21 protein-coding genes and 1 pseudogene are annotated in these 22,881 nt (G+C 39.2%); 14 read left to right on the forward strand and 8 right to left on the reverse strand.

All coding sequences use genetic code 11. From position 1 onward, the window contains the following. The first annotated feature begins 468 nt into the window (after positions 1–468). A complete protein-coding gene (locus tag OQ267_RS17635; RefSeq protein WP_088301656.1) occupies positions 469–1,191 on the forward strand; it encodes an RluA family pseudouridine synthase in 723 nt (240 codons plus the stop codon). A 77-nt stretch (positions 1,192–1,268) separates the two neighbouring features. Continuing rightward, positions 1,269–3,059, forward strand: coding sequence for a chloride channel protein (locus OQ267_RS17640; protein WP_088301657.1), 1,791 nt, complete (start codon positions 1,269–1,271; stop codon positions 3,057–3,059). A gap of 30 nt (positions 3,060–3,089) precedes the next feature. On the opposite strand, the gene OQ267_RS17645 is transcribed toward OQ267_RS17640, so the two are convergent. Continuing rightward, positions 3,090–4,109 (reverse strand): LacI family DNA-binding transcriptional regulator, encoded by a 1,020-nt coding sequence (locus OQ267_RS17645; protein ID WP_265837229.1) that lies wholly within the window; start codon positions 4,107–4,109, stop codon positions 3,090–3,092. Positions 4,110–4,506: 397 nt separating this feature from the next. Here OQ267_RS17645 and OQ267_RS17650 point away from each other — a divergent pair, with 397 nt between their 5' ends. From OQ267_RS17650 to OQ267_RS17680, 7 genes are all read left to right on the forward strand, one after another. Next, positions 4,507–6,327 (forward strand): glycoside hydrolase family 2 protein, encoded by a 1,821-nt coding sequence (locus OQ267_RS17650; protein WP_265837230.1) that lies wholly within the window; start codon positions 4,507–4,509, stop codon positions 6,325–6,327. 174 nt (positions 6,328–6,501) lie between these two features. Then, the gene (locus OQ267_RS17655) at positions 6,502–7,971 is read left to right on the forward strand and encodes a glycoside hydrolase family 30 protein (RefSeq protein ID WP_265837232.1); all 1,470 of its coding nucleotides are present in this window, start codon (positions 6,502–6,504) and stop codon (positions 7,969–7,971) included. A gap of 19 nt (positions 7,972–7,990) precedes the next feature. Beyond that, a complete protein-coding gene (locus OQ267_RS17660; protein ID WP_265837233.1) occupies positions 7,991–8,815 on the forward strand; it encodes an SDR family oxidoreductase in 825 nt (274 codons plus the stop codon). Positions 8,816–8,876: 61 nt separating this feature from the next. Continuing rightward, a complete protein-coding gene (gene uxuA, locus OQ267_RS17665; protein WP_265837234.1) occupies positions 8,877–10,046 on the forward strand; it encodes a mannonate dehydratase in 1,170 nt (389 codons plus the stop codon). Positions 10,047–10,207: 161 nt separating this feature from the next. Beyond that, positions 10,208–10,441 carry a hypothetical protein gene (locus tag OQ267_RS17670; RefSeq protein ID WP_265837236.1) on the forward strand — a complete coding sequence of 78 codons (234 nt, stop codon included), beginning with the start codon at positions 10,208–10,210 and terminating at the stop codon, positions 10,439–10,441. A gap of 115 nt (positions 10,442–10,556) precedes the next feature. Continuing rightward, a complete protein-coding gene (locus OQ267_RS17675) occupies positions 10,557–11,012 on the forward strand; it encodes a hypothetical protein (protein WP_265837239.1) in 456 nt (151 codons plus the stop codon). Between the two features lie 111 nt (positions 11,013–11,123). Further along, a complete protein-coding gene (locus tag OQ267_RS17680) occupies positions 11,124–11,291 on the forward strand; it encodes a hypothetical protein (protein ID WP_172406513.1) in 168 nt (55 codons plus the stop codon). A 187-nt stretch (positions 11,292–11,478) separates the two neighbouring features. Here the strand turns inward: OQ267_RS17680 and OQ267_RS17685 are convergent, their stop codons facing one another. Continuing rightward, positions 11,479–12,162 carry a type 1 glutamine amidotransferase domain-containing protein gene (locus OQ267_RS17685; RefSeq protein ID WP_265837240.1) on the reverse strand — a complete coding sequence of 228 codons (684 nt, stop codon included), beginning with the start codon at positions 12,160–12,162 and terminating at the stop codon, positions 11,479–11,481. A 246-nt stretch (positions 12,163–12,408) separates the two neighbouring features. On the opposite strand from OQ267_RS17685, the gene OQ267_RS17690 reads away from it, so the two are divergent. Beyond that, on the forward strand, positions 12,409–13,305 hold the full coding sequence (locus tag OQ267_RS17690) for an AraC family transcriptional regulator (RefSeq protein ID WP_265837241.1): 897 nt from the start codon (positions 12,409–12,411) through the stop codon (positions 13,303–13,305). A 1,026-nt stretch (positions 13,306–14,331) separates the two neighbouring features. Then, entirely contained in the window at positions 14,332–14,679 is a 348-nt protein-coding gene (locus OQ267_RS17695; protein WP_088301393.1) for a hypothetical protein, read from the forward strand. Between the two features lie 234 nt (positions 14,680–14,913). On the opposite strand, the gene OQ267_RS17700 is transcribed toward OQ267_RS17695, so the two are convergent. Next, positions 14,914–15,348 (reverse strand): hypothetical protein, encoded by a 435-nt coding sequence (locus OQ267_RS17700; protein ID WP_265837244.1) that lies wholly within the window; start codon positions 15,346–15,348, stop codon positions 14,914–14,916. A 262-nt stretch (positions 15,349–15,610) separates the two neighbouring features. Then, entirely contained in the window at positions 15,611–18,034 is a 2,424-nt protein-coding gene (gene galB, locus OQ267_RS17705; protein ID WP_265837246.1) for a beta-galactosidase GalB, read from the reverse strand. 186 nt (positions 18,035–18,220) lie between these two features. Here galB and OQ267_RS22590 point away from each other — a divergent pair. Then, positions 18,221–18,334, forward strand: a pseudogene (locus OQ267_RS22590) (transcriptional regulator); the annotation flags it as partial. A gap of 238 nt (positions 18,335–18,572) precedes the next feature. Here the strand turns inward: OQ267_RS22590 and OQ267_RS17710 are convergent. From OQ267_RS17710 to OQ267_RS17725, 4 genes are read right to left on the reverse strand one after another with little or no spacing between them, the layout of a single operon-like run. Continuing rightward, the gene (locus tag OQ267_RS17710) at positions 18,573–19,022 is read right to left on the reverse strand and encodes a DUF1648 domain-containing protein (RefSeq protein WP_088301390.1); all 450 of its coding nucleotides are present in this window, start codon (positions 19,020–19,022) and stop codon (positions 18,573–18,575) included. Continuing rightward, entirely contained in the window at positions 18,988–19,914 is a 927-nt protein-coding gene (locus OQ267_RS17715) for a sporulation-delaying protein SdpB family protein (protein WP_088301389.1), read from the reverse strand. Before OQ267_RS17715 ends, OQ267_RS17710 begins: the two co-directional genes overlap by 35 nt. Then, positions 19,911–20,447, reverse strand: a complete 537-nt coding sequence (locus OQ267_RS17720; protein WP_265837247.1) for an SdpA family antimicrobial peptide system protein — start codon at positions 20,445–20,447, stop codon at positions 19,911–19,913. Before OQ267_RS17720 ends, OQ267_RS17715 begins: the two co-directional genes overlap by 4 nt. A 1-nt stretch (position 20,448) precedes the next feature. Then, a complete protein-coding gene (locus OQ267_RS17725; protein ID WP_088301387.1) occupies positions 20,449–21,333 on the reverse strand; it encodes a hypothetical protein in 885 nt (294 codons plus the stop codon). A 644-nt stretch (positions 21,334–21,977) separates the two neighbouring features. Between OQ267_RS17725 and OQ267_RS17730 the strand changes: the two genes are divergently transcribed. Together OQ267_RS17730 and OQ267_RS17735 are read left to right on the forward strand one after the other, a co-directional pair. Next, positions 21,978–22,244 carry a helix-turn-helix domain-containing protein gene (locus OQ267_RS17730; RefSeq protein ID WP_265837249.1) on the forward strand — a complete coding sequence of 89 codons (267 nt, stop codon included), beginning with the start codon at positions 21,978–21,980 and terminating at the stop codon, positions 22,242–22,244. A gap of 85 nt (positions 22,245–22,329) precedes the next feature. Further along, the gene (locus tag OQ267_RS17735) at positions 22,330–22,626 is read left to right on the forward strand and encodes a hypothetical protein (RefSeq protein WP_265837251.1); all 297 of its coding nucleotides are present in this window, start codon (positions 22,330–22,332) and stop codon (positions 22,624–22,626) included. The last annotated feature ends 255 nt before the right edge of the window (positions 22,627–22,881 follow it).

The raw sequence follows: 22,881 nt of genomic DNA on the forward strand, positions 1-22,881 counted from the left end.
GTTGCGGGCTGAGCGGTAGTGTGAAGCAATCTCTATCGTAAAAATGACAAACAGATTGCTTCGCCGGCTGAAAAAGCCGTCTCGCAATGACGATCACCGTAAACCGTCATTGCGAACTGAAGTTGCGGGCTGAGCGATGGTGTGAAGCAATCTCTATCGTAAAAACGACAAAACAGATTGCTTCGCCGGCTGAAAAAGCCGCCTCGCAATGACGATCACCGTAAACCGTCATTGCGAACTGAAGTTGCGGGCTAAGCGATGGTGTGAAGCAATCTCTATCGTAAAAACGACAAAACAGATTGCTTCGCCGGCTGAAAAAGCCGCCTCGCAATGACGAATTCACCGTAAACCGTCATTGCGAACTGAAGTTGCGGGCTGAGCGGTAGTGTGAAGCAATCTTTCTTCTCAGGAGTTTAAAGCATTAAAAAATAAAATTGTATTTTTGCGGCGCATTAACCAATACACAATTTGAAGTATCCCAATTTTAAAGACCTTATCCTATTCGAAGACGATAATTTTATCGTGATCAATAAACCTCCATTCCTGGCTTCACTTGATGAAAGGGGCGGTTCAGGAGAAACCAATGTTTTACGCCTGGCCAAACAATACAGTGATGATGCACAGGTTTGTCACCGGTTGGATAAGGAAACCTCTGGTGCTTTGATTATTGCGAAAAATCCGGAAGCGTACCGCCATGCTTCCATGCAGTTTGAAAGACGGAAAGTCAATAAAACGTATCATGCAGTAGTAGATGGTCATGTGATCTTCGATCAGTTATTGGTTGATTTACCAATTCTGAATGATGGAAACAAAAACGTAACCATCGATCGGGCTGAAGGCAAAAGGGCAGAAACCATATTTGATTCTTTAAAATATTATAAACACTACACCCTGGTAGAATGCAAGCCCATTACCGGAAGAATGCACCAGATCAGGATTCACCTGGCTACGCAAAGGGCTGCCATTGTAGGTGACGAGATGTACAAAGGAAAACCTGTTTTTCTCTCTTCCATCAAACGCGGATATAAGCTCACTAAAGGAGAAGAAGAGCAGCCGGTAATGAAACGTTTTGCTTTACACGCGAGGCATCTGGTATTTAAAGGCCTGGATGATCAGGATATTACCATCGAGGCACCCTATCCGAAAGATTTTGCTACCCTTATCAAGCTTTTGGATAAATTTGACGCTTAAATAATGCATTAAAAGTTGACCTGATAATCACTTTTACCTACATTTGGAACATTCGCTCTATATTAAAATTCAATAGAATGTATATCCGCTTTGTCAATTACCTTGATAACATTAATCAGTACCGAAAATCAAAAATATCAAACCGTAACTTCCTCATTATACTGGCCGTAATTGTTGGTGTTCTCGCCGGACTTGCGGCAGCGGCAATTAAAAGTTTAACCCATCATATTGAAGAATTTCTCCAGTCAGACTGGCATTGGAAATACAAATATTACTTGTATTTTATTTTTCCGATGATTGGTATTTTTCTGACGGTTTTATACATCAAATATTTCATTCGTAAAAGTAAATTTGAAACGGGTTTAACTCCTTTACTTTACGCCATCTCCAAAAAATCAAGCCGGGTAGAAGCACATAATATTTATTCACAAATTATCACGGCGGCCATCACAGTGGGTTTTGGAGGTTCTACAGGTCTGGAAGCGCCCATTGTAACCAGTGGTGCATCAATAGGGTCTAATCTTGGTCGCTTTCTGGGCTTATCTTACCGGGAGATCACCATGCTGGTAGCCTGTGGTGCCGCGGCAGGTATTGCCGGTGCTTTTAACAGTCCGGTAGCCGGAATCGTTTTCGCCATTGAAATTTTATTGCCAGAATTTACCATCCCAGCTTTTATTCCGCTTTTACTTTCAGCAGCTACAGCAGCGGTAGTGGCCCGGATCTTTTACACCCAGCAATTATTTTTCCTGGTAACCGAAGGCTGGCAGATCAATGCATTATTTTATTATGTGCTACTGGCTGGTTTAATTGGCCTTTTTTCCATCTATTTTACAAAAGCGAATTATGCGGTAAAGGGATTGTTTTATAAAATTAAGCACCCCTACACCAAAGTAGTGGTGGGTGGTTTAATGCTTGGCTTTCTGGTATTTCTTTTTCCCACCTTGTATGGAGAAGGATATATCACGATGAAGAATCTGCTGAGGGGGGATTATCTGGCTGTCATTAACAACAGTATTTTTGAAAGTTACAATTCCATTCCGCCCATGGTGGTGTTGTTTACGGTGGTTACGATCTTTATGAAATCACTGGCTACCCTCATCACGCTGGGTGCCGGCGGTAATGGTGGTACCTTCGCGCCCAGTTTAATTATGGGCGGATTAATCGGTTTTATCTTCGCCTACGTGGTAAATCTTTCGGGCCTGGCACATTTAAATGTATCTAATTTTATTGTAGCGGGTATGGCTGCTGCATTAGGTTCTATTATGCATGCGCCGTTAACGGGCATTTTTCTGATTGCAGAAATTACCGGTGGATACATCCTGATGGTTCCTTTAATGATTACTACGGCCATTTCTTATGCCATAAACCGCAGTTCACAAAAACATTCTATTTACACTAAGGTACTGGCGGATAAAGGCGAACTATTGTCTCATGAGGATAAAGACACTACGGTTTTGAACCAGATGAAACTCAAATACCTTATTGAAAAAACGTATCCCCAGTTACAGATGAACGATCAGATTGCTTTAAAGATGAACGAGATTGTGCAGTCGCATAAAAATATTTGTGCAGTGACGGATGAAACCGGAGATTTTAAAGGAATTATCTATATAGAAGAGCTTTTCAGTCAAATGGTTAACCATCCGGATCAGGAAAACCTGCTGGCTACCAACCTGGTGCAGGCAGCGCCAAATACTGTGATTGAAAATGACGATTTAAAAGTGGTTTTGCAGAAAATGGAGCAAGATAATGTATGGGTTTTACCGGTAACGGATGAGGCCAATCATTATAAGGGATTTGTTTCTAAAACCGCCATTTTTAATAAATACAGGGCACTCCTGATGCGGCAGAATGATTACATGAGTTAATTCAATGTTTTCAGGCAGGGCTTATTGTTACTACTCATGAACAACCAACCTGCAATCTACCATGACCTTCTGGTATTCTGAGTGGTCAATTTCTTTATTCATCAGTTGAAGCAGTAGTTTCACCGCATTTTCACCCACGTCCTCCGGCTGTTCTTCTACAGAGGCAACAGGCGGAATATCCAGGTAACTGATAAAGGCATGATTGCCAAAACCTATAAATTCCATATTCCGAAGGTGGGCATAATTTACAGCGCGCAGGTATTTAATTGCATCAAACAAAACGGATTCTTTAAACGCCACCAGGGCTGTAGGTAAATAATCGGTATTCGAGAACAATTGCTGTATAGCTGCTATCGTACTCTGCTGATCAAAATCCGTATAGGCCACCAGATCGGCATTAAAAGGGATGGCATGATCTCTGAGGGCATGAATATATCCATTAAAGCGGTCGTGCGTAAAACTGATCATTTTAGGGCCGCCGAGGTAGGCAATCTGCCGGTGCTTCCGCTGTATTAAAAAACGGGTGGCTTCATAACAACCCTGAAAAGTATTGCCCAGCACTTTATGACAGCTTAAATTGAAACTTGGATTTCTGGCATAATAAACCACAGGTATACCCAGGTTTTCGAACTGGCCCAGGTGGGCAAAATCTTGTGTATTTTTAGAAATGGCAATAATTAATCCATCCACCCGGCTTTTCAGCAGCATATCTGCGGCCTGAATTTCCTTTTCCAGTTCATCGTGGGTTTGTTTGATGATCACGTTATAGCCGTTTGCGGTGGCAAATTGCTCTACACCATAAATGCTTCTGGTAAAAAAATGATCTAAAAGATTGGGCAGGATAATGCCGATGATCCGTGATTTTCTTTCCTGTAAATTAATGGCTGATTTGTTTGGGGTGAAGTGCAGCTCCCTGGCCATTTCCTGAACGCGCTTTTTGGTATAGGCATTAATGGTGGGATAATCGTTCAGTGCTTTAGAAACGGTAGATACCGACATTTTTAGTTTTTCGGCCAGGAATTTCAGCGTAACGGGTGTGTTGCGAATCATCTTTTAAATCTCTACGCATAGTTAAGCAAAATCTGTAATTATTTCAAACGTTTGAAATGGTGATGGAAACCGATTTACTTTATTTATATGCTACTTTAATCAGATCCTGTATGAAGCTTTTTTAAATTCGTTCTGCAAATAATAACCTATGATCATTATCTTTTCTATGCCCGGAACTTTATCCATAACCGAATCTTTCCAACGTAATACATGCAGTTGATCAGCTATAATAATGTATCATTTGCAGGGGAACAGGTGGAATGGTGATATCAGAAAAAATAATCGATTACAGTCTTTTAACATAAATTTTCTTCAAATTACCTCCCTTTTGGAAACACCGTCTGTTAATTAATTGTTAGTTTTGGATCAGTTCATTACACATTAAAGAAAAATAATTATGCTTAGATCAGGTTATATCATACTTTTCGTTTGCTTTTCATTTATCGCCAGTGCCCAGGTTAGTGCTATCCAGAACATTCAGGGCAGAAAAATCCAGAGTTTAAATGGTAAATGGAATTATATTGTTGATCCCTATGAAAACGGTTATTACGATTACCGTCATCAGCCTTTTGATGAATCTAAAAGTGGAACGGGAGGGTATTATGATGACCGGGTACAGAAAGACAAAACAGAATTAATAGAATATAATTTTGACCTCTCGCCACAGATGAATGTTCCCGGAGACTGGAATTCTCAATCAGAACAATTATCCCTTTACGAGGGTAATGTTTGGCTGCGCAGAAAATTTGATGTTAAGCCAGAAAAGGGAAAAAAATATTATGTGTACTTCGGAGCTGTGAACTATGAGGCACATGTTTACCTGAATGGTAAAAAGCTGGGCATCCATAAAGGTGGTTTTACGCCTTTCCAGTTTGATGTTACAGCTGGTTTAAAGCCAGGTGAAAATACACTAATTTTGAAAGTTGACAATATCCGTAAGCCTGATGAAATCCCTACGGTGAATACTGACTGGTGGAATTATGGTGGAATTACACGTGATGTTTATCTGGCCGAATTTCCGGATCATTTCATCAGTGACTATAAACTCCAGCTTGTAAAGGGAAATAATAACTTGCTGAATTTCTCTATGAAACTGTCTGACGCGACAGCAGGGCAGGACATTACCCTGTCTATCCCAGAATTAAAGCTTGAAAAGAAATATAAAACTGATGCCGAAGGAAAAATCAATGATGAATTTACCTGGAATAATTTATCCCTTTGGACGCCTGAAAGCCCGAAGTTGTATGGCGTGAATATTAAAAGCGATAAGGAAGACATCAACGATAAAATTGGGTTCAGAACCATTCAGGTAAAGGGTGATTCTATTCTCCTGAATGGTAAAAGTACTTTCCTGCGTGGTGTTTCCATTCATGATGAAAATCCGTTGCTGGCAGGCCGTTTGCGCTCGGAAGGTGATATGAGGATGATGCTGCAATGGGCAAAAGACATGAACTGCAACTATGTTCGCCTGGCACATTATCCTCATAACGAAGAAATGCTGCGCTTAGCCGATGAAATGGGATTAATGGTGTGGGCCGAAGTGCCGGTGTACTGGACCATTAGCTGGACCAATCCTTCCACCTATGCGAATGCGAAACAACAGCTGACCGATTTAATTGTAAGGGACAAAAACCGTGCAAGTGTAATCATCTGGTCAATTGGAAATGAAACACCACTGAGCGAAGCCCGCCTGAGTTTCATGAGAAATCTGGCCGAAACAGCACGTATGCTTGACGACAGTCGACTGGTGGCAGCAGCATTGGAAGTTCACCGTGAGGGCAATACCATGGTTTTAAATGATCCTTTGGGTGAAGTCATCGATTTGGTGAGCTTTAATGAATATGCAGGCTGGTACTGGGGCGGCACACCGGCAGAACTGTCTAAATATACTTTTGATATCAAATATAAAAAACCAGTAGTTATCAGCGAATTTGGCGGAGATGCCTTGGGTGGATTTCACGGTGATGAAAGTACCCGCTGGAGTGAAGAATACCAGGAAGCACTTTATAAAAATCAGTTTAGCATGTTAAGTAAAATCAATGCATTACGCGGGGTAACACCATGGATTCTGGCTGATTTCAGGTCGCCGAGAAGACAGCACCCTGTTTATCAGGATTTCTGGAACCGCAAAGGGCTGATCAGTGAAACCGGGAAGAAAAAGAAAGCTTTTTTTGTTGTGAAAGATTTTTATGATCAAATGCAAGCGAAATATAAATAATTAAAATTTATCTTTTTAAGGGATAGCCTGTTAGGCGGTTAACAGACATCATCCATAAAAAAGATACGTTAAAATGATGTTTGCCTGGGTAGAATCAATGGTTTTATCCTGAAATTCGGCAATCATTCACCTGAGATCTCTTTGAAGATCTAAACGTAAATTAAAGAAATAATAATGAAACAACATTTAAGTGTTTTACTGCTTCTGGCAACAGCTTTTGGTACATCGGCACAGCAAAAGAAACAGATAACCAGGCCCGCCGCAAACTATAGCATCGGAAATAAAAAAGTAACGGTTTACACCACAGCTGAAAAGTCTGAATACCGGATCAGTAAAACAGAAACATTAAATTTCATAGAAAATAAGCAACCTTTTGAAACAGAACCCTGCATTTTTGTAGACCCCACGGTAAAGTATCAAACCATGGTGGGGATCGGCGGTGCCTTAACTGATGCCTCGGCTGAAACGTTTGCCAGGCTATCTAAAAAGAACCAGCAGGAATTACTGGAAGCCTATTACAATAAAGATAAGGGAATCGGCTACACACTGGCCCGGACCAATATTGCCAGCTGCGATTTCTCCAGCGACAGTTATACTTATGTAAAAGATGGAGATAAAGATTTAAAAACCTTTAGTGTAGCACATGATGAGCAGTTTAAAATTCCATTAATCAAACAGGCCACTGCTGCCGCTGGCGGTAAATTAACTTTATTTGTAAGCCCTTGGTCGCCACCCGCCTGGATGAAGGATAACAACAGCTTAATTAAAGGCGGACACCTGCTTCCTGAATTTCGCCAGAGCTGGGCTAACCATTATGTAAAGTTCATTAAAACCTATGAAGCAATGGGCATTCCGATCTGGGGTTTATCTGTTCAGAATGAACCCATGGCTAAACAGATCTGGGAATCATGTGTATATACAGCTGAAGAAGAACGTGATTTTATCAAGAATTTCTTAGGCCCAACTTTGCAAAAATCAGGCTTAGCATCTAAAAAGTTAATCGCTTGGGATCATAACCGTGATCAGATTTTCCAGAGGGCAAGTACCATTCTAAACGATAAAGATGCTGCTAAATACGTTTGGGGAATCGGTTTCCACTGGTATGAAACCTGGACAGGCAGCGGCATGCAGTTTGGCAACGTACGCCAAACACATGAGGCTTATCCGGATAAGGCATTGATTTTTACTGAAGGTTGCAAAGAAAAATTTGATGTAAATAAATTGGATGACTGGACTTTGGGAGAGCGTTATGGCTATTCCATGATCAATGATTTTAATGCCGGAACTGCAGCCTGGACCGATTGGAATATTCTTTTAGACGAAAAGGGCGGACCAAACCATGTGGGAAATTTTTGTTTTGCACCTGTGCATGCAGATCTTAAAAAAGATAAGCTTATCTATACCAATGCTTATTATTATATGGGCCATTTTTCCAAATTTATCCGTCCGGGTGCTAAAAGAGTAGGCGTAGCTTCCAGCAGAGATTTATTGCAATCGACTGCTTTCCTGAATACCGATGGCAAATTAGTGGTGGTGGTGATGAATCAGTCAGATGAGAAATTAAAATATAGTTTGTGGATTAAGGGAGAGGCTGCGAATACCACCAGCCTGCCACATTCCATTACCACATTAGTGGTAGAATAAACCAGATAAAAACCTAAACATGATCAAAAAAATCGAAAATCTTTTCTCTTTAAAAGATAAAGTAGTGGTGGTAACCGGCGCAACAGGCGTATTGGGTGAAGCATTTCTTCAGGGCCTGCATGCCGCGGAAGCAAGTCTTGTGGTTATTGGCCGAAATGAGGAGGTAGCGAAACTCCGTGCGAAAGAAGTAACCGATGCCGGTGGCAAAGCCATCTATATTATCGCAGATGTGCTGGATGAGCAGGCACTCCTGGCAGCCAAAACACGAATCATGGAAACCTATGGCAAAATAGATGCTTTGGTGAATGCAGCGGGAGGCAATGTAGCCGAGGCCGTAATCCAGCCGGGAAGCGACATCTTCGACCTTAACATTTCAGCCTTGAAACAGGTTTTCGATTTAAACTTGTTCGGAACCATTATCCCCACTCAAATTTTTGGTCAGGAGATTGCTAAAAATGGGGGCAATATCGTTAATATATCTTCGGTTTCTGCCACACAGGCCATCACCAGGGTATTGGGGTATTCCATGGCTAAATCTGCTGTTGACAGTTATACCAAATGGATGTCTGTAGAACTCGCTAACCGTTATCAGGATAAAATCAGAATCAATGGCATCGTACCCGGATTTTTCATTACCAACCAAAACCGGGCATTGCTCACCAATCCGGATGGCTCATTAACTGCCAGAGGTAATGCCATTATTACTAAAACGCCGTTTAAACGTTTTGGTGCACCTGAAGAATTAATTGGGGCGCTGGTTTATCTTTTAAGTGATGCATCGAAGTTTGTCAACGGAGAAAACATTACCGTAGATGGTGGTTTCTGCGCATTTTCTGGTGTTTAATTAAAAATTTCAGATTTAACGCAAGGCTCTTAAAGGATCGGATAGATTAACCAAATATAACATGAATTATAAAAAATTAGAACAAACCTGGCGCTGGTATGGTCCTGCTGATCCGGTAAGTTTGCAAGATGTGAAGCAGGCAGGCGCAACGGGGATTGTAACAGCACTTCATCATATTCCCCATGGTGAAATCTGGCCATTGGCAGACATTGAAGAAAGGAAAGCCATTATTGAAGCAGCAGGTTTGACATGGTCTGTAGTAGAAAGTGTACCGGTACATGAGGCCATTAAAACCCGAAGGGCAGATGCAGATCACTACCTGGAGAATTATAAAATTTCCCTTCAAAACCTCTCGGCCTGTGGAATAAAAATTGTGTGTTACAATTTCATGCCAGTGTTAGACTGGACCCGTACACAGCTTGATCTGGAAATGACAGATGGCTCGAAAGCTTTATATTTCAACTGGATTGACCTCGCCATATTTGACCTGTACATTTTAAAAAGGGCAGGTGCCACAGAGGACTATTCCGAATCGATTTTAAAACGTGCAGCAGATAAATATGCCACAATGGGTGCACAGGAACTAACTGATCTGCGGATTAACGTTTTAATGGGCATCCCAAATGAAAAGGAAATTGAACTGGAAACCTTGAGGACCAGTATTGATGAATATGCTGCTATCGGAACGCAGGGTTTAAAAGAAAACCTGAAATATTTTTTAAATGCTATTGCCAATGTATGTACAGCAGAAGGCATCAAAATGACCATTCATCCTGATGATCCGCCTTATCCGATTTTAGGACTGCCACGCATCGCCAGCACGCTGGAAGATTTTAAATATATCGTAGAAGAAGTTAACCAAGCATTTAATGGCGTATGTTTCTGCACGGGATCATTAGGTGCCGGAATGAAAAACAATGCCCTGGAAATTTTTAACCTCGTAAAAGACAGAATATATTTTGCACATTTACGTAACGTGAGTAAAGATGAAGATGGTAGTTTTTACGAAGCGGACCACCTGGGCGGTGATGTAAATATGTATGAAATCATGAAAGCCCTTTCGGCAGAAAATGCTCTGAGAGACCGGTCAATTCCATTTCGTCCGGATCATGGCCACCAGATGCTGGATGATCTGGCCAAGCAAAGCAATCCTGGTTATTCAGCCATAGGCCGGTTAAGGGGACTTGCAGAATTGCGCGGACTGGAAGTAGGGGTGACCGGTAACTATTAAACATTGGTCATGTAAAATGAGGCTCAAAAGGCCTCATTTTTATTTAGGAGTATCATAAAATCTCCTTCCACAAACGCTATCTGTACATCTAACTTTTTTGTTATTTGATCCTATTTTAAATGCATCTTTGCTTGTGGCTTGAAATTTGCCCTTTAATCATTATGGAAAATAACCTGCATCCCGAAAAAAAGATTTTAACGCCTTCCGTTATTCATGATGACTTGCCAGAGGTGAAAAAACCAGAACATTTAAGGAAAACGATTCCGAACCACGAGGATATGCTACCTGAAAATCCCGAACGCAATTATCACCTTGAAGAATTTAAATCGGCCACATCCAGTCATGATGAAATTAAGCAAGCTGATGATGATGTATGGAATGGTGAAGATGCTTAGCATTTAGGAATAAATTCAAACTCCCGTTTATTCCTGATTGATTTTAAATAAATATACTTCAGTTTTGTAGCGTTTTATGATCTTCTAACCGTTTATCATGTAAACTAATAAAAATATGAAGCATAAATTACGATCAATTAGCGGGTTGCTACTTTTACTTTCTTTGGTCATCGTCTCTTGTAAGAAAGACAAAATACCTGCTGTACCAAAGGATGTCTTAACCGGGGCATGGGAAGAAACACCTCAAAAAGCATATAGCAGGAGATTGCTTTTCGCAACCGGAGGTCAATTCTCCATGCAAATCAGAGATCAGAATAATCAATATTGGCAAATGGAAGTGATTGGCAAATATACGATTTCCGGAGATCGTTTAATTGTGAATACTGCGAGTAACCTTGAGAAATCTGCTACGGGCAAAATCATCACGAATACCCCGGTAAATTATATTTTATTTGATAGCGGAAAGTTTTCCATTGATCAGCATAAGCTGACCATTCATTATACCACTTACCCGGCGGATGCTCCGGTAGCTACCATGGCCGTATTTAACCAGTTGATTGCCATAGATTAGCACCAACAATAATTAATTTAAAAGAAGGGATAAATTCATCAATTCTTCATTTGATATGTGGAAATTTATTAAACAATTAACAAGGTTTATTAACCCCTAAATCATATCAAAATGAAAGCAATTAAAGTTTTAATGATCGCCCTGGTAGCTACTTTCGCTGTAAATGCAGCAAATGCTCAAACCAAAGAACCTGTTAAAGCAAAAACAGAAAAAACACACGTAAAAAAAGCGCATACCAAACATCATCACAAAGCTAAAAAAGCTGCTGCGAAAATGTAAGGTATAATTAGGTTAGGTAATTAAGCCGCTTCGAATTATTTCGAAGCGGCTTTTTTGTGTTCTATAAAAGCGTTAGCGAAAATATCGTATTGGACATAATAAAGGAGCGGAGAAAACCTGAAAAGTTCTAATTTAATATTGCCTTCACTTCATGAGAATTCATATTGATATTTCTTGATAAGAATATTTAAATAGCTAACATTCGAATAACTGCATTTGCAACCAAATTTGCCGATGCAGGATTTTGCTCGGTAATTAACTTGTTATCTATCACAACATGCTCCTGCCAATCACCCGCCTTTGGGTAAATGGCTCCCTGGTGGGTTAATTCTTTTTCTACTAAAAACGGAGTTAAGTCCGTCATATTTATTGCTGCTTCCTCAGAATCAGCAAAGCCAGTCAATTTTTTACCCTTTATAAAAAAATCTCCATTCGGAAGTCGTACATCTTTAAAAACCCCGGTACCATGGCACACTGCACTTATAATTTTTTTCTCAGCGTAAAAATCTGATATCAGTTGAAGTGATATGGGATCATGTAATAAATCGAACAATGGGCCGTAACCTCCAGGATAATAAAGGGCTTCATAATCGCAACTCTTTATGTCCGTTAGTTTTAAGGTTTCCAAAATCGCAGTTTTGCATTTATCGTCTTTGAAATACCGTTTAGTATCCTGTGTGGCATCTTCAAGTAATTCACTATCCGGATCAATGGGTGAAGGGCCACCTTTAGGCGATGCCATCACCACTTCATATCCCGCATCAATAAATCTGTAATAAGGGGAAATAACTTCATCAAACCAAAAGCCTGTCTTGCGTCCGCTACTGCCCAATTCATCATGGGAGGTTAGCATAAATAGTATTTTTTTCATTGCTATATAATTCTTTTTAATCAATTACTAAGCTACCATCAGCTTATTTATATTTATTAGTTAGGAATGTTTAGGATGGTCTAATTAATATATAATCAGTTAACAGATTACCAGTGCAAAATTACTCTTCATTCCTACCACCTGTTATTCTGTTTAGTCCAATGGTTTGTTCACTATGGCTCAATGCGCAAGTCAAATAATTCCGCTACTATTAGTTACTTTTGTGCCACAACAGTTTATTACCCTATGAAAGGTATTACCAGAATTCCAAGACCTTTAACTTCAGATCCTAAAACACAGGCTATTTTAGTGTTGGAAGATTGTTCTATAGCAGAACACTGTACCCATGAAGCGGAAATAGAAGGAACTATGTTTTTGCAGGAACACCTTTTACTTTTTGTTTTGGCCGGCACCAATAAGTTATCATATGGTAATCAACTATTGTATGTAAACCAGCATGAAATGATCCTGCTAAAGAAATCAACAGTGGTACATTATCAAAAAATTGCAGATAGCAATAATGTGTTTGACTGTATGATGTTTTCTATACCAGACGGTCTTTTGAAAAGCTTTTTGTCAACCAGCGATTTGATGATGCCATCAAAAACCGAAACTACCACAGTTGATGAGGATAGTCATCCTATGAATGATCGCCTTTTGTCATTCGCAGAATCTTTGAAGCCCTATTTCTATGATGGTGAAATTGTTCTTCCAGGTCAAATACGGCTTAAATTTATGGAGATGCTTTATGATGTGGCTACCTGCAATACACATCTGTTTCAGCAAATTTTGCAGTTAAACAAACCTATGGTTGCAGCTATACATGATGTAATGGAGCGCCATTATATGTCATCTTTGACCATTAAAGATTTTGCCTATCTTTCAGGTAGAAGCCTATCTAGTTTTAAGCGGGATTTTCAACAAATCTATAATACATCACCTGAGGTTTGGATAAGGAATAAACGTCTTGAAAGAGCAAAAACACTTCTTGAAAGTACAGCATTAAATGTTTCAGAAATTGGCAACACACTAGGTTTTGAAAACATATCTCATTTTTCAAAGGTTTTTCGGGAAAAATACAGCTGCTCTCCAACAACGTATCGGGCAACACATCAAGAACGGGATGTCCTATCTCCGCTCTAAAATAGTTAGTGTAGGATTTTTAACTTACAAAAATTTTAAATAAAGAAATCACCTATTCTACATAGTTTTTATAACATACCTATAAGGAAAAAAATATGTCTAAAAGAAAGAGTGTTCAACTTTTTTTCTTAATGAACTTAATCCAAGAAGAATGTGATCTGATTTATACATTAATCCTGAAGTGCCTCCAAGAGTTGAATATCAATTAACTGAATTTGCGAATACCCTTGGAATCATCGAAGGTGCAATTTCTTGCGCCTTTCGTGATCCCGCTGGGGTTGGCTCAGCCCCGCAATATCTCAAACTCGGCCCTGAGCCTTTTACAAATCGAACCCAAGCTCTGCGCTTCTGTTCGAAACCAAGCGGGTTGATACCAAATGAAAAAACCTTTCATTTCTTAAAGGTTTTTGTTCTCTGTGAACTTCACTGACATTTTCTCGAACACATTTGTGTCGGATTAAAACGCATAATTGATTTAGCTGACGAAGTGGATGATTATTATTGAAAGGTGTCTACTAGAGTTTTTTGTGATTTCAATACTAGAGTGGATAAACCAATTTAATTGACCCCGTTCCACCAATTTTAGCTTTGGAGAAATCAGTTGTAAGTCCGTAGGTTATTGCTCCCTTAATTTTGGTGAGATGGATCAATGACTTCTGGTTTTTTCAAGTTAAGCAGATTTCGTTAAAAGTCTATAACTATTATATAACCTTATATTAATATTGAATAAATATCTACTCATTAGATTTAGCAAACTAGAAACTAGTTGAAATGAGAGGTCTTAACGCTACAGAATCCCATATGAGCAGTGGAACGGCTAAGTAAATTTAGGCGGTAAGCGTTTTACTTATAATATAATCAATATTTTCTTCAGCATGTGGTATATATGGACTTCTGTAAATAATAATCGAGTAGCTTTCAAAGTACCATTTAATATAGTAGATAATATTGATGCTCCATTTTCACTGATCGTTAAAACAATCATGGCCAATATTGTTAATAAATTATTTTTTATGTAATCAAGATATGAAATCACTATTAATTGCCATAACATTACTAATCTGTACAGTTCACTATTCTTTTTGCCAGAAAAAGGTTACCAAATTCTGCGAAGTTACAACACGCATAGGGGGACTTTCTGGAAATAAATTAAAGATTGAATTTATTTACGGAAAATCAGATTCACTGACGTCAATCAAGGGATCAAAGTTTGAAGAAATGCTAAAAAAGTTAACGGCAATGTCGGCTGTTCCAGATGTATTAGATTACATCTATTCTTTAGGATGGTCATTGGTTGGTGAAACTGCCGTTGGACCTATAAGCCACTTTTACTTCAAAAAAGAATTTGATGAATCAGAACTACTTAGTCATTGATTGGGTCTTATTCTTCTTGAATGGCCATGCGAAAGGATAGTGGTATTATGCATGGCTTGTTAAAGTTTCTGGTCTGTTAACAACCCTTCTGCGTTGTTTAAAATAAACTTGGCGATATAGGCGGTATAGTGGAAATGCCGAGTTTTCTACAAAGCTCGTGGCGCAGGGGTGCTTCATTAACCATATACCTATGATCTGGTCATTTTAAATTTGTGTGCAGCAATAATAAATAGATTATTTTTTACCTAGCCATATTCCGTAGAACATCAGTATGGATCCTACAAAAAAAACAGTTCTGTACATCAGCTTGATTCCAGACTTATTGTTTAATGCGAACCTGATCAGATTTCGGCTGGTATTCACCGCATTTTCTGTTTCCTGAAAATGAAACAGTTTTCGGGTCATCACCTCTGCGGAGATCATAACCAGATTCTGTAGCATCATGACCACCAGGCTAAGCATCACTGCAAAATAAATATCCTGAAACTGTTGATCTGCTTGAAAATCAAGAAGTCGTAACAGGTAAACACCTGCCAGCATCAGCACAGGAACTATTAATAAGCTGATAGCATATGATATAGCTGCAGTTTTTGGCTTAAGTAAATTATTAACTTTAAAAATAAGGATGAAGTTGATGATGATGCAGAGTATAAAAAACAAGGTTTTCATCCATTTTTTTTAGTTTGGTGCAAATTAAGGTTTAATATTCACTATTTACCAATTACCAGATCATACGGATAATGGATTGTATCCGAATCAATAGTATATTGTTTTTAAAAAAATACGCTCTTGATTAATATCCTTTCCACTGTTACTTTCTGAGCCTTGTTCTGATTGGGCGGTGGCAGGTACCCAAATAATGAGTTTGCCCTACAAAGTAAAGTAAACTTATGCAATAAGCTAGCAGAACGTATTTGCATTACCAACTGGCTTATTTAATAGTAATTGGCAACGATGCGGGAGTTAGGCCATTGGCAGTTGCTGTTATCGTTACTGTGCCTGGTTTGTTTTTAGCACCAATAATCGCCAAGGCCAGCCCATTGAATGCTTTACGATGATCGGCTTTGAACGATTCTTGGCTGGTTTGGCTTCCATTATCAACACCTGCCAAGAATCCATCGGCCCCTGATAATTTGAATTTGACATCATTATCAGCATTAGGCACCATTATACCGTTCTTATCTACAATTTTAACCGTGATAAAAGAAAGATCATGATCGTTTGAAAGTATGCTGCACCTGTCGGCACTTAATTCGATCCTGGCTGGCTGGCCAGCGGTTTTAACTTCAGTGGTTTTTACAACTTTTCCATTTTTGCGTGATATGGCCTTTAAGGTACCCGGCTTATAGGTTACTTTCCATGCAATGTGCAGGCTGTCTCCTTGTTTTGATTTTGTACCCAATGATTTGCCGTTTAAGAACAGTTCAACCTCATCAGCATTACTGTAATAGGCCCAAACATCAACTACTTTGCCAGGTTGCCAGTTCCAGTGCGGCAAGATGTGTAGCACTGTTTTATTTGTCCATTCAGCCTGGTACAAATAGTAAACATCTTTAGGGAAGCCAGCCAGATCTACTATACCGAAGTATGAACTGCGGGATGGCCATTGGTAAGGCCATGGTTCGCCGATATAATCAAACCCGGTCCAAACAAACTGGCCAGACAGAAAAGCATGTTTTTTATATATTTTCAGGGTTTCTTCGTGGGTGTGACCCCAGGGTGCCGAAATATTATCATAAGCATTAACGGTATTATCGGCATTCATGGTCCAGTTTATCTTTTTGCCATTCACTACCCCACCTCCCGGCCACCGTTTAATGGTATCGGGCGAAGTATTGTAAACACCGCGGCTTTCCAGCGCTGAAGCAGTTTCGGTACCAATGAATTTTTTACCGGGGTAATCCTTCTGAAAAGCTGCGAGTTTATCGTTATGGTAATTGTAGCCTAAAAGGTCAACAGCGCCCGATTCGACAATTTTATTACCAGGGCCGGGTTCGTTATTACCTGTAGTGATTGGCCTTGTGGTATCCAATTCGTGGATGATACCGGCAAGCTCGCGGGCTATACGTGTCGCGCTGGTATCTCTTTGCTCGGGTATTTCATTTCCGATACTCCAGATCATTACTGAAGGGTGGTTCCTGTCGCGCAGTATCTGATCGGTCAGATCGCGCTTGTGCCATTCGTCAAAGAAAAGATGAGAATCATATTTAGGTCTCTTATGAATCTGCCATACATCAAATGCTTCATCCATAATTATAAAGCCCATGCGGTCTGCAAGGTCTAAAAACTGGGGTGCGGGTGGGTTGTGCGAGGTGCGTATCGCATTTACGCCCATTTCCTTTAGTATTTTAAACTGCCTTTCCAGCGCGTGCACATTAAATGCGGTGCCCAGCGCACCCAGGTCATGGTGTTGGCAAACGCCATTTATTTTCATGTAAACGCCGTTTATGCTGAAGCCTTTATCCACATCAAAATTGAAATAACGAATACCCAGCGGTGTTTCATACTGATCAACAACAACATTATCCACCAATATTTTGGTTTGTACTTTATACAGGAATGGTTTGCTAACCGACCATAATACCGGGTTATTCACACCGAAATTTTGGCTTACAGTAGTAACTGTATCCTTTAAACTAATGCCTGTAAGGGTTTTGCTTGCTACCACTTTACCATTGGCATAAATGCTGCTAACAACAGTGGCAAGTTTAGTGTTACCTGCAGCGTTTTTGACGCTAACGCTCAGGTTAACATCGGCATGGCTGGCGCTTACCTTTGGTGTGGTTACAAAAGTGCCCCAATGGCTAACGGCAATTTTGTTGGTGCTGATCAGCCAGACATTGCGGTAAATACCAGAACCGGAATACCAGCGTGAATTTGGCTGCAATGAATTATCAACCTTTACAGTTATCACATTTTTTTTACCACCATAATTTAAATGCGGCGTAAGCTCATATATGAAACTGATATAGCCGTTTGGTCTATAACCTAAATGATGGCCGTTGATCCACACCTCGCTTTTTTGATACACACCGTCAAAAGCAATGTAGATCAATTTGCCTTTATCCGTTTGTGGGATGGTAAAGCTTTTACGGTACCAGCCTATACCACCTGGTAAAGCGCCGCCCTCCACAGTTGCCGGGTTTTCTTTTTTAAATTCTTCTTCTATGCTCCAGTCATGAGGTAAATTTAATTTTCGCCAGCTGGCATCATTAAAATCAACATTTTGGCCGTCGGGTACGTCGCCCAGGTTAAACGTCCAGTTTTGATCAAAATCCATAACAGACCGCCCACTTTGCGCATGCACAATGACTGATAAACTGATCAGGATAAACAGGTATAATAATTTTTTCATTTTGGTTAGAAATAGTTATTAAATGTATCTATAACATTTATACTAACAAGTATTTTAGCGTAAATTATGTGTTATATTAGATTCATGCTTCTTGACCACCTTTTTCCGAGAAATAGAAATGCCAATTCTACAGCGGGGAAAACTACTCCTTAAAGCCTTACTGGCTGAAAAAGGAAGACAAACAAAGATTTAGCAGATGCTTTAAATATAGCAGCCGAAAGTGTTTCCAGTTGGTGTACGAATTCTGCTCAACCTTCAATAAAGAAATTATTTGAAGTTGCTACGCATTTAAATAGTTAGGAGGGAGATTTACTAGATTCTTCTAAAAATTATAATGTTATTAAAATTGTTTCTGTTTGTTATACATTGGCTTCGTTTAAAAAGAATTGATATCATTCTTCAGGTAGAAGGCAGACTGAAATTAGTTTTCATAATCGACTGATTTAAAGTTAACCTTGCAATCTAATCGTATCAAGTCGTTCAATGATTTAACTTTCTGTAAACTTCAGGGGTATCGAACAATATGAAAGCTGCTTCTTTAAATTCTCGCTTTAAGGATGAGTAACGGAATAGCAATAACAGTTAGAAAGAAATAGGCGATAAAATAAAATGCGTTTGCTGATTTAAAAAAACCTATTGCATCAAAAATAACGAGGGAAAATAGTGCAGAGGTTATAATAGCGGTTATAGCTAGGAAAATTTGCATTTTAAAATAGGCAGATTCCTTATTTTTATCTGTGATATCGGCAGGATAGTTTAACATTTCTGGCCTTTTTAACAGGTAGCCAATGGCACCGACGATCACTATATTGAAAACAATTGGTACCCAGATGAAACTTTTTTCGGTATAACCATCAATTTTGCCAGAGAGGTCCCGGTGGCCAACGATGATTTCAGGTAGTCGAGGGTAGTAATATAAGTAGATAATGGTGTAGCATAGAATAATGGAAGGACTAAGCCAAAACACCACGTTTAAACGTTTTTTCATAAATATGTCTGAAATTGATAGGTGTGTAAAAAGGATAAAGATAGATGACTAATCCTGAGCTTATGGCAAAAAAGAAAGAGAATATCCCATGATAGAAAATAATCAGGATGTGAAATGTGATCGCAAATACTAATAGGTTTTTTTTGAACCTACTCCCAGCAAGCAGACTCATGCATAATATGATTTCAAAAAGAATGGAACCGTAAGTCAGCGCTGAAACAAAAAAAGAATTTTTTAAGAGTGGATTAGTAATGTGTGACAGCCATAAGGGCATACCGAATGCGCTATGGTTAAGCCAATAATAGATTGCTGTTCCGTTGATCCATTCAGTTACATTAAGTTTTCCTACAGCGGCATGAAAATAGATTACAAAAACCTGAAGTCGTATTAGAATAATTGAAGTGATGCCTATGATATTAGATGGACGTGGAACTGCTTCTACTTTCGTCCAGTGACTTTTCCTGCTATCAGTGAGGCAATGCGGGATTAGTAAAAGAGTGATAATGGCTCCAATCTGGTCACCACCGTCAATGATTGAAGCAGACAGCATAAAACTGGTGGTTACCCACCAGTGCAGTATGCCGCTAATTCTGATGAATCTTCCGGAGATTACTAAAATTAATATTAAAATAGCTGCGACTTTCGTATATATAACATTCTCAAAACCAAATAAGGTGAAAAAATTATAATCATTAATCGGAATGTCTCCGCTTAAAAGTGGGTTGACTACCTTCCCGTTTTTGATTGTATTAAAGAGTGTATATACCGGATTGCAGATCAGGGTAAGCAGTGTACCCACAGCAATTAACGTTCTAGCGAGGCCGATAACATTGGTGTAGGGAAAATAGTCTACCGTAAGCGACTTAAGCTTTTTTTCTAAACGTTTAATCATTTGGTGATATTGAGTTTTATTATTTTAGCGGGCATATCAATATTTTCATTGGATCTGTACCAGCTCCAGGGAATTGCTTTCTGGTATACAACAACATATTGCCCCATCAATATGGGATGATCCATCTGGTTCTTTACTTCGACCACATGACCAGGTACACCTTGAATTTTCCCAGACTGATAATTAAACTTGGTGTCCGCATATTGATAGTCTTTGATTTGTCGTTTTATAAACTGGAGCTCGCCAAATAATTTTGTCACCCTTCTGTTCAATCCCAGAAGATTTCTATAAGAGGAATGACGGTGTTCCAGTAAAGTGAGTTTATTTCCCTGACAAGCATAGATCAAAATCTGTGCTTCTCTGGGACTGCGTGTAAAAAAAGCCCAGCCCTCTGGAACCAACGCTAAAAACGCCTTTGGTCTTTTAAGAGCAAGATTCATTGGGTTGCTTGGTAGGGAAGAGAAAAAAACGGTAAGGATAAGAAGTCCAGCACATAAAATGGAGCACAAGGTTGTTAGGATGTACTTATACACACTAAGCTGCTGTTGCGATGTTATCTATGAAGACCTCAAATTCCAAAGCGGGATTAACCATACCTGGTTCAACAGGCTGAAAAATTTTATTGGTATCAATTCTTAACGAATCAGGATCTACAGGAACTGGTACATCACTACCTCCGCCTTTGTAAGAGCTGATATTAGGACCCCAGAAACCCACTTTTAAATAAACAGATAGTGCAACTGCTACATTTGCGGTAATCGCAACGGTATTGTGTATGGCAAGTGCTGCATAGTATACACATACAACTGCCCAGGAACATGCAACTAAGGGATCATCAACATCAAGACTCAGTGGTTCAGGCTCGGATTCACTGGATATCATATTTTGATGAATCAAATCCTTATTAATAACGGCAAGTTGTTTATTTTTCAGTAGGCTTAATTTTTTCTCGCTATTGAAATTTGCACTTGTTAATTTACCTTTTTTGATATCGTCTTTAATGGAATTAATGATGCGGTCCATTTTTGGGAAAATTACCCTTATATTGTCGTTTATCAAACTAAATCCCTGGTTCACTGCGATAGCAATCACCTGGTGATTTCTGGTCATGAGGCTCAATTTGAAATCATTAAAATAATTAGGTTTGCTTGCTTTGATTGACTCTTCAAGTTTTCTGAAGTTGCTTTCACTTATTTTTTTTTGTTCCGGTGTGAACTTTTCAACGACGTCTATTAGTTCCTTATGAATAGATAACGATTTTGCAAATTTTCCGTAGCCAAAATAAATTCCTTCGAATAACTGCTCTCCAGTTTGGGTAGACATATCGCCATCTTTAGATTGTTTGTCTTTGGAACACGAGCTTATTACAGCAAAAAATAGTAGCAGGTAAATTGTATTCCTGAGTTTTGGAGCGTTCATAATGAGATTAATTTAGTTTTTATAAAGATGTGTAAATAAAACTAAATCTACAACTAGAAGTGGTTTTTTTTATGTTAAAAAATGTATTTTTTATATTCTTCCATTGAATTATTCAACATGTTAATAAATGGAGGATTATGGGATATCGATGTATGTCATTGAAGTCAGTTAGTCAGCTGTAAAGAGCCTGCAGAATACCTCCGGTTATAGGCACAACAATGTCGCGGTCTGGTGATCAGCTTAATAATTTTAAAGAGTGTAAATAAGGATGCTGGTGAGGCCTATGGAGAGTCTTGTTTGACCCCCCTGGACTTTTAAAGCTGTGATTTCATGAATTTTATGGATACACTATTTAAATGTTCTGCTGGTTCGAAATGATGTGATGATTATCAGGTCGGTTTTGTTAGGCTTTACGGGATTTCTGAGTTTTTAGTATGCCGAAGGGTTGCGTGCTCTGACAACCTTGAAGCAACTTGACAGATGTGGAGAAATGTTTTTTATTTGCCTGAGTTGTCTGCTGTTGAGTGTATGATGCTGTGGTTGTTTGGGTTAAGGTTTACTGTTTTGTGCTGTGATCACGACCTGTTGGATAAGGGCAGGGGGGGGCAGGCGAGGGTTTGATGTTGAATTTAATTTTTGGATTCATGAATAGGATGGATGCGTTTTTGGATCTTTTGTCTAAAATACATCAGATTCTGGTGTATAACAGTAGATATCATGGGAACATTGCTTTTGAGGAAGATCCGCAAATGAACCGCCAGCAGGTGAAGGACTATTTGGGCATTAGTGAGAGTACGGATAAGCGGATGGTGAAGCAGGGCCGGCTAAGGCCGATGAAGCTTCCCGGCGGGGATAAGTTTTATAAGAGTGAATTGCCTTCGGAGTATCAGGAAAGCAGGAGAAGGATATGATGTTGATCGTATCGTAGCTTTCCGGTTGGTTGTACCGCCCTGGAGATTCCTGATATGCATTCCAGATATCCCTCATTTGATCAGTATGGCAAAAGTAACCTTGATATTTTCCGTTTTCTTATTGCTATCATCAGGTCATGGACAGGAAAATTCAATTAGTCGGATCACTGATTATGACACGCCTGAAAATCTGGCCTATATAGAACATGAGCAAGGGAAGTTTTTGGTCAAAAATAACTATAGCTATTTTAAGAATGTAAAAAATACCAGGCATATGTTCGTAAAAGGAACAATCCAGTGGCTTGAAATCATCAGGCAAACAAGGATGCAAAATTTATCACTAAAACTTAAATCATCAAAATTAAAAATACCTCTTTCTTGATCATGGGGCAATATGATCAAGATGAATTTGCATATAATATACTTTCGGAAACAAAAGGTAACACTGGTTTAAGTATTCAAGTGCAATTTGAAAGGGATCAGAAAGAGGGTGCTGAAAAGCTGATGATGTAATTACTTACCGGAATCAGCTTCCACCCGCCTGCGATGTTTAACAATTGACATTTAAGCATTTAAATTTAAAAGGTCTGTATAATGAAGTGAACCTCAAAAGAAAATAATGTGATGAGCTTGATTC

Origin of the sequence: Pedobacter sp. MR22-3, assembly GCF_026240075.1 — a bacterium.
GTDB lineage: Bacteria > Bacteroidota > Bacteroidia > Sphingobacteriales > Sphingobacteriaceae > Pedobacter.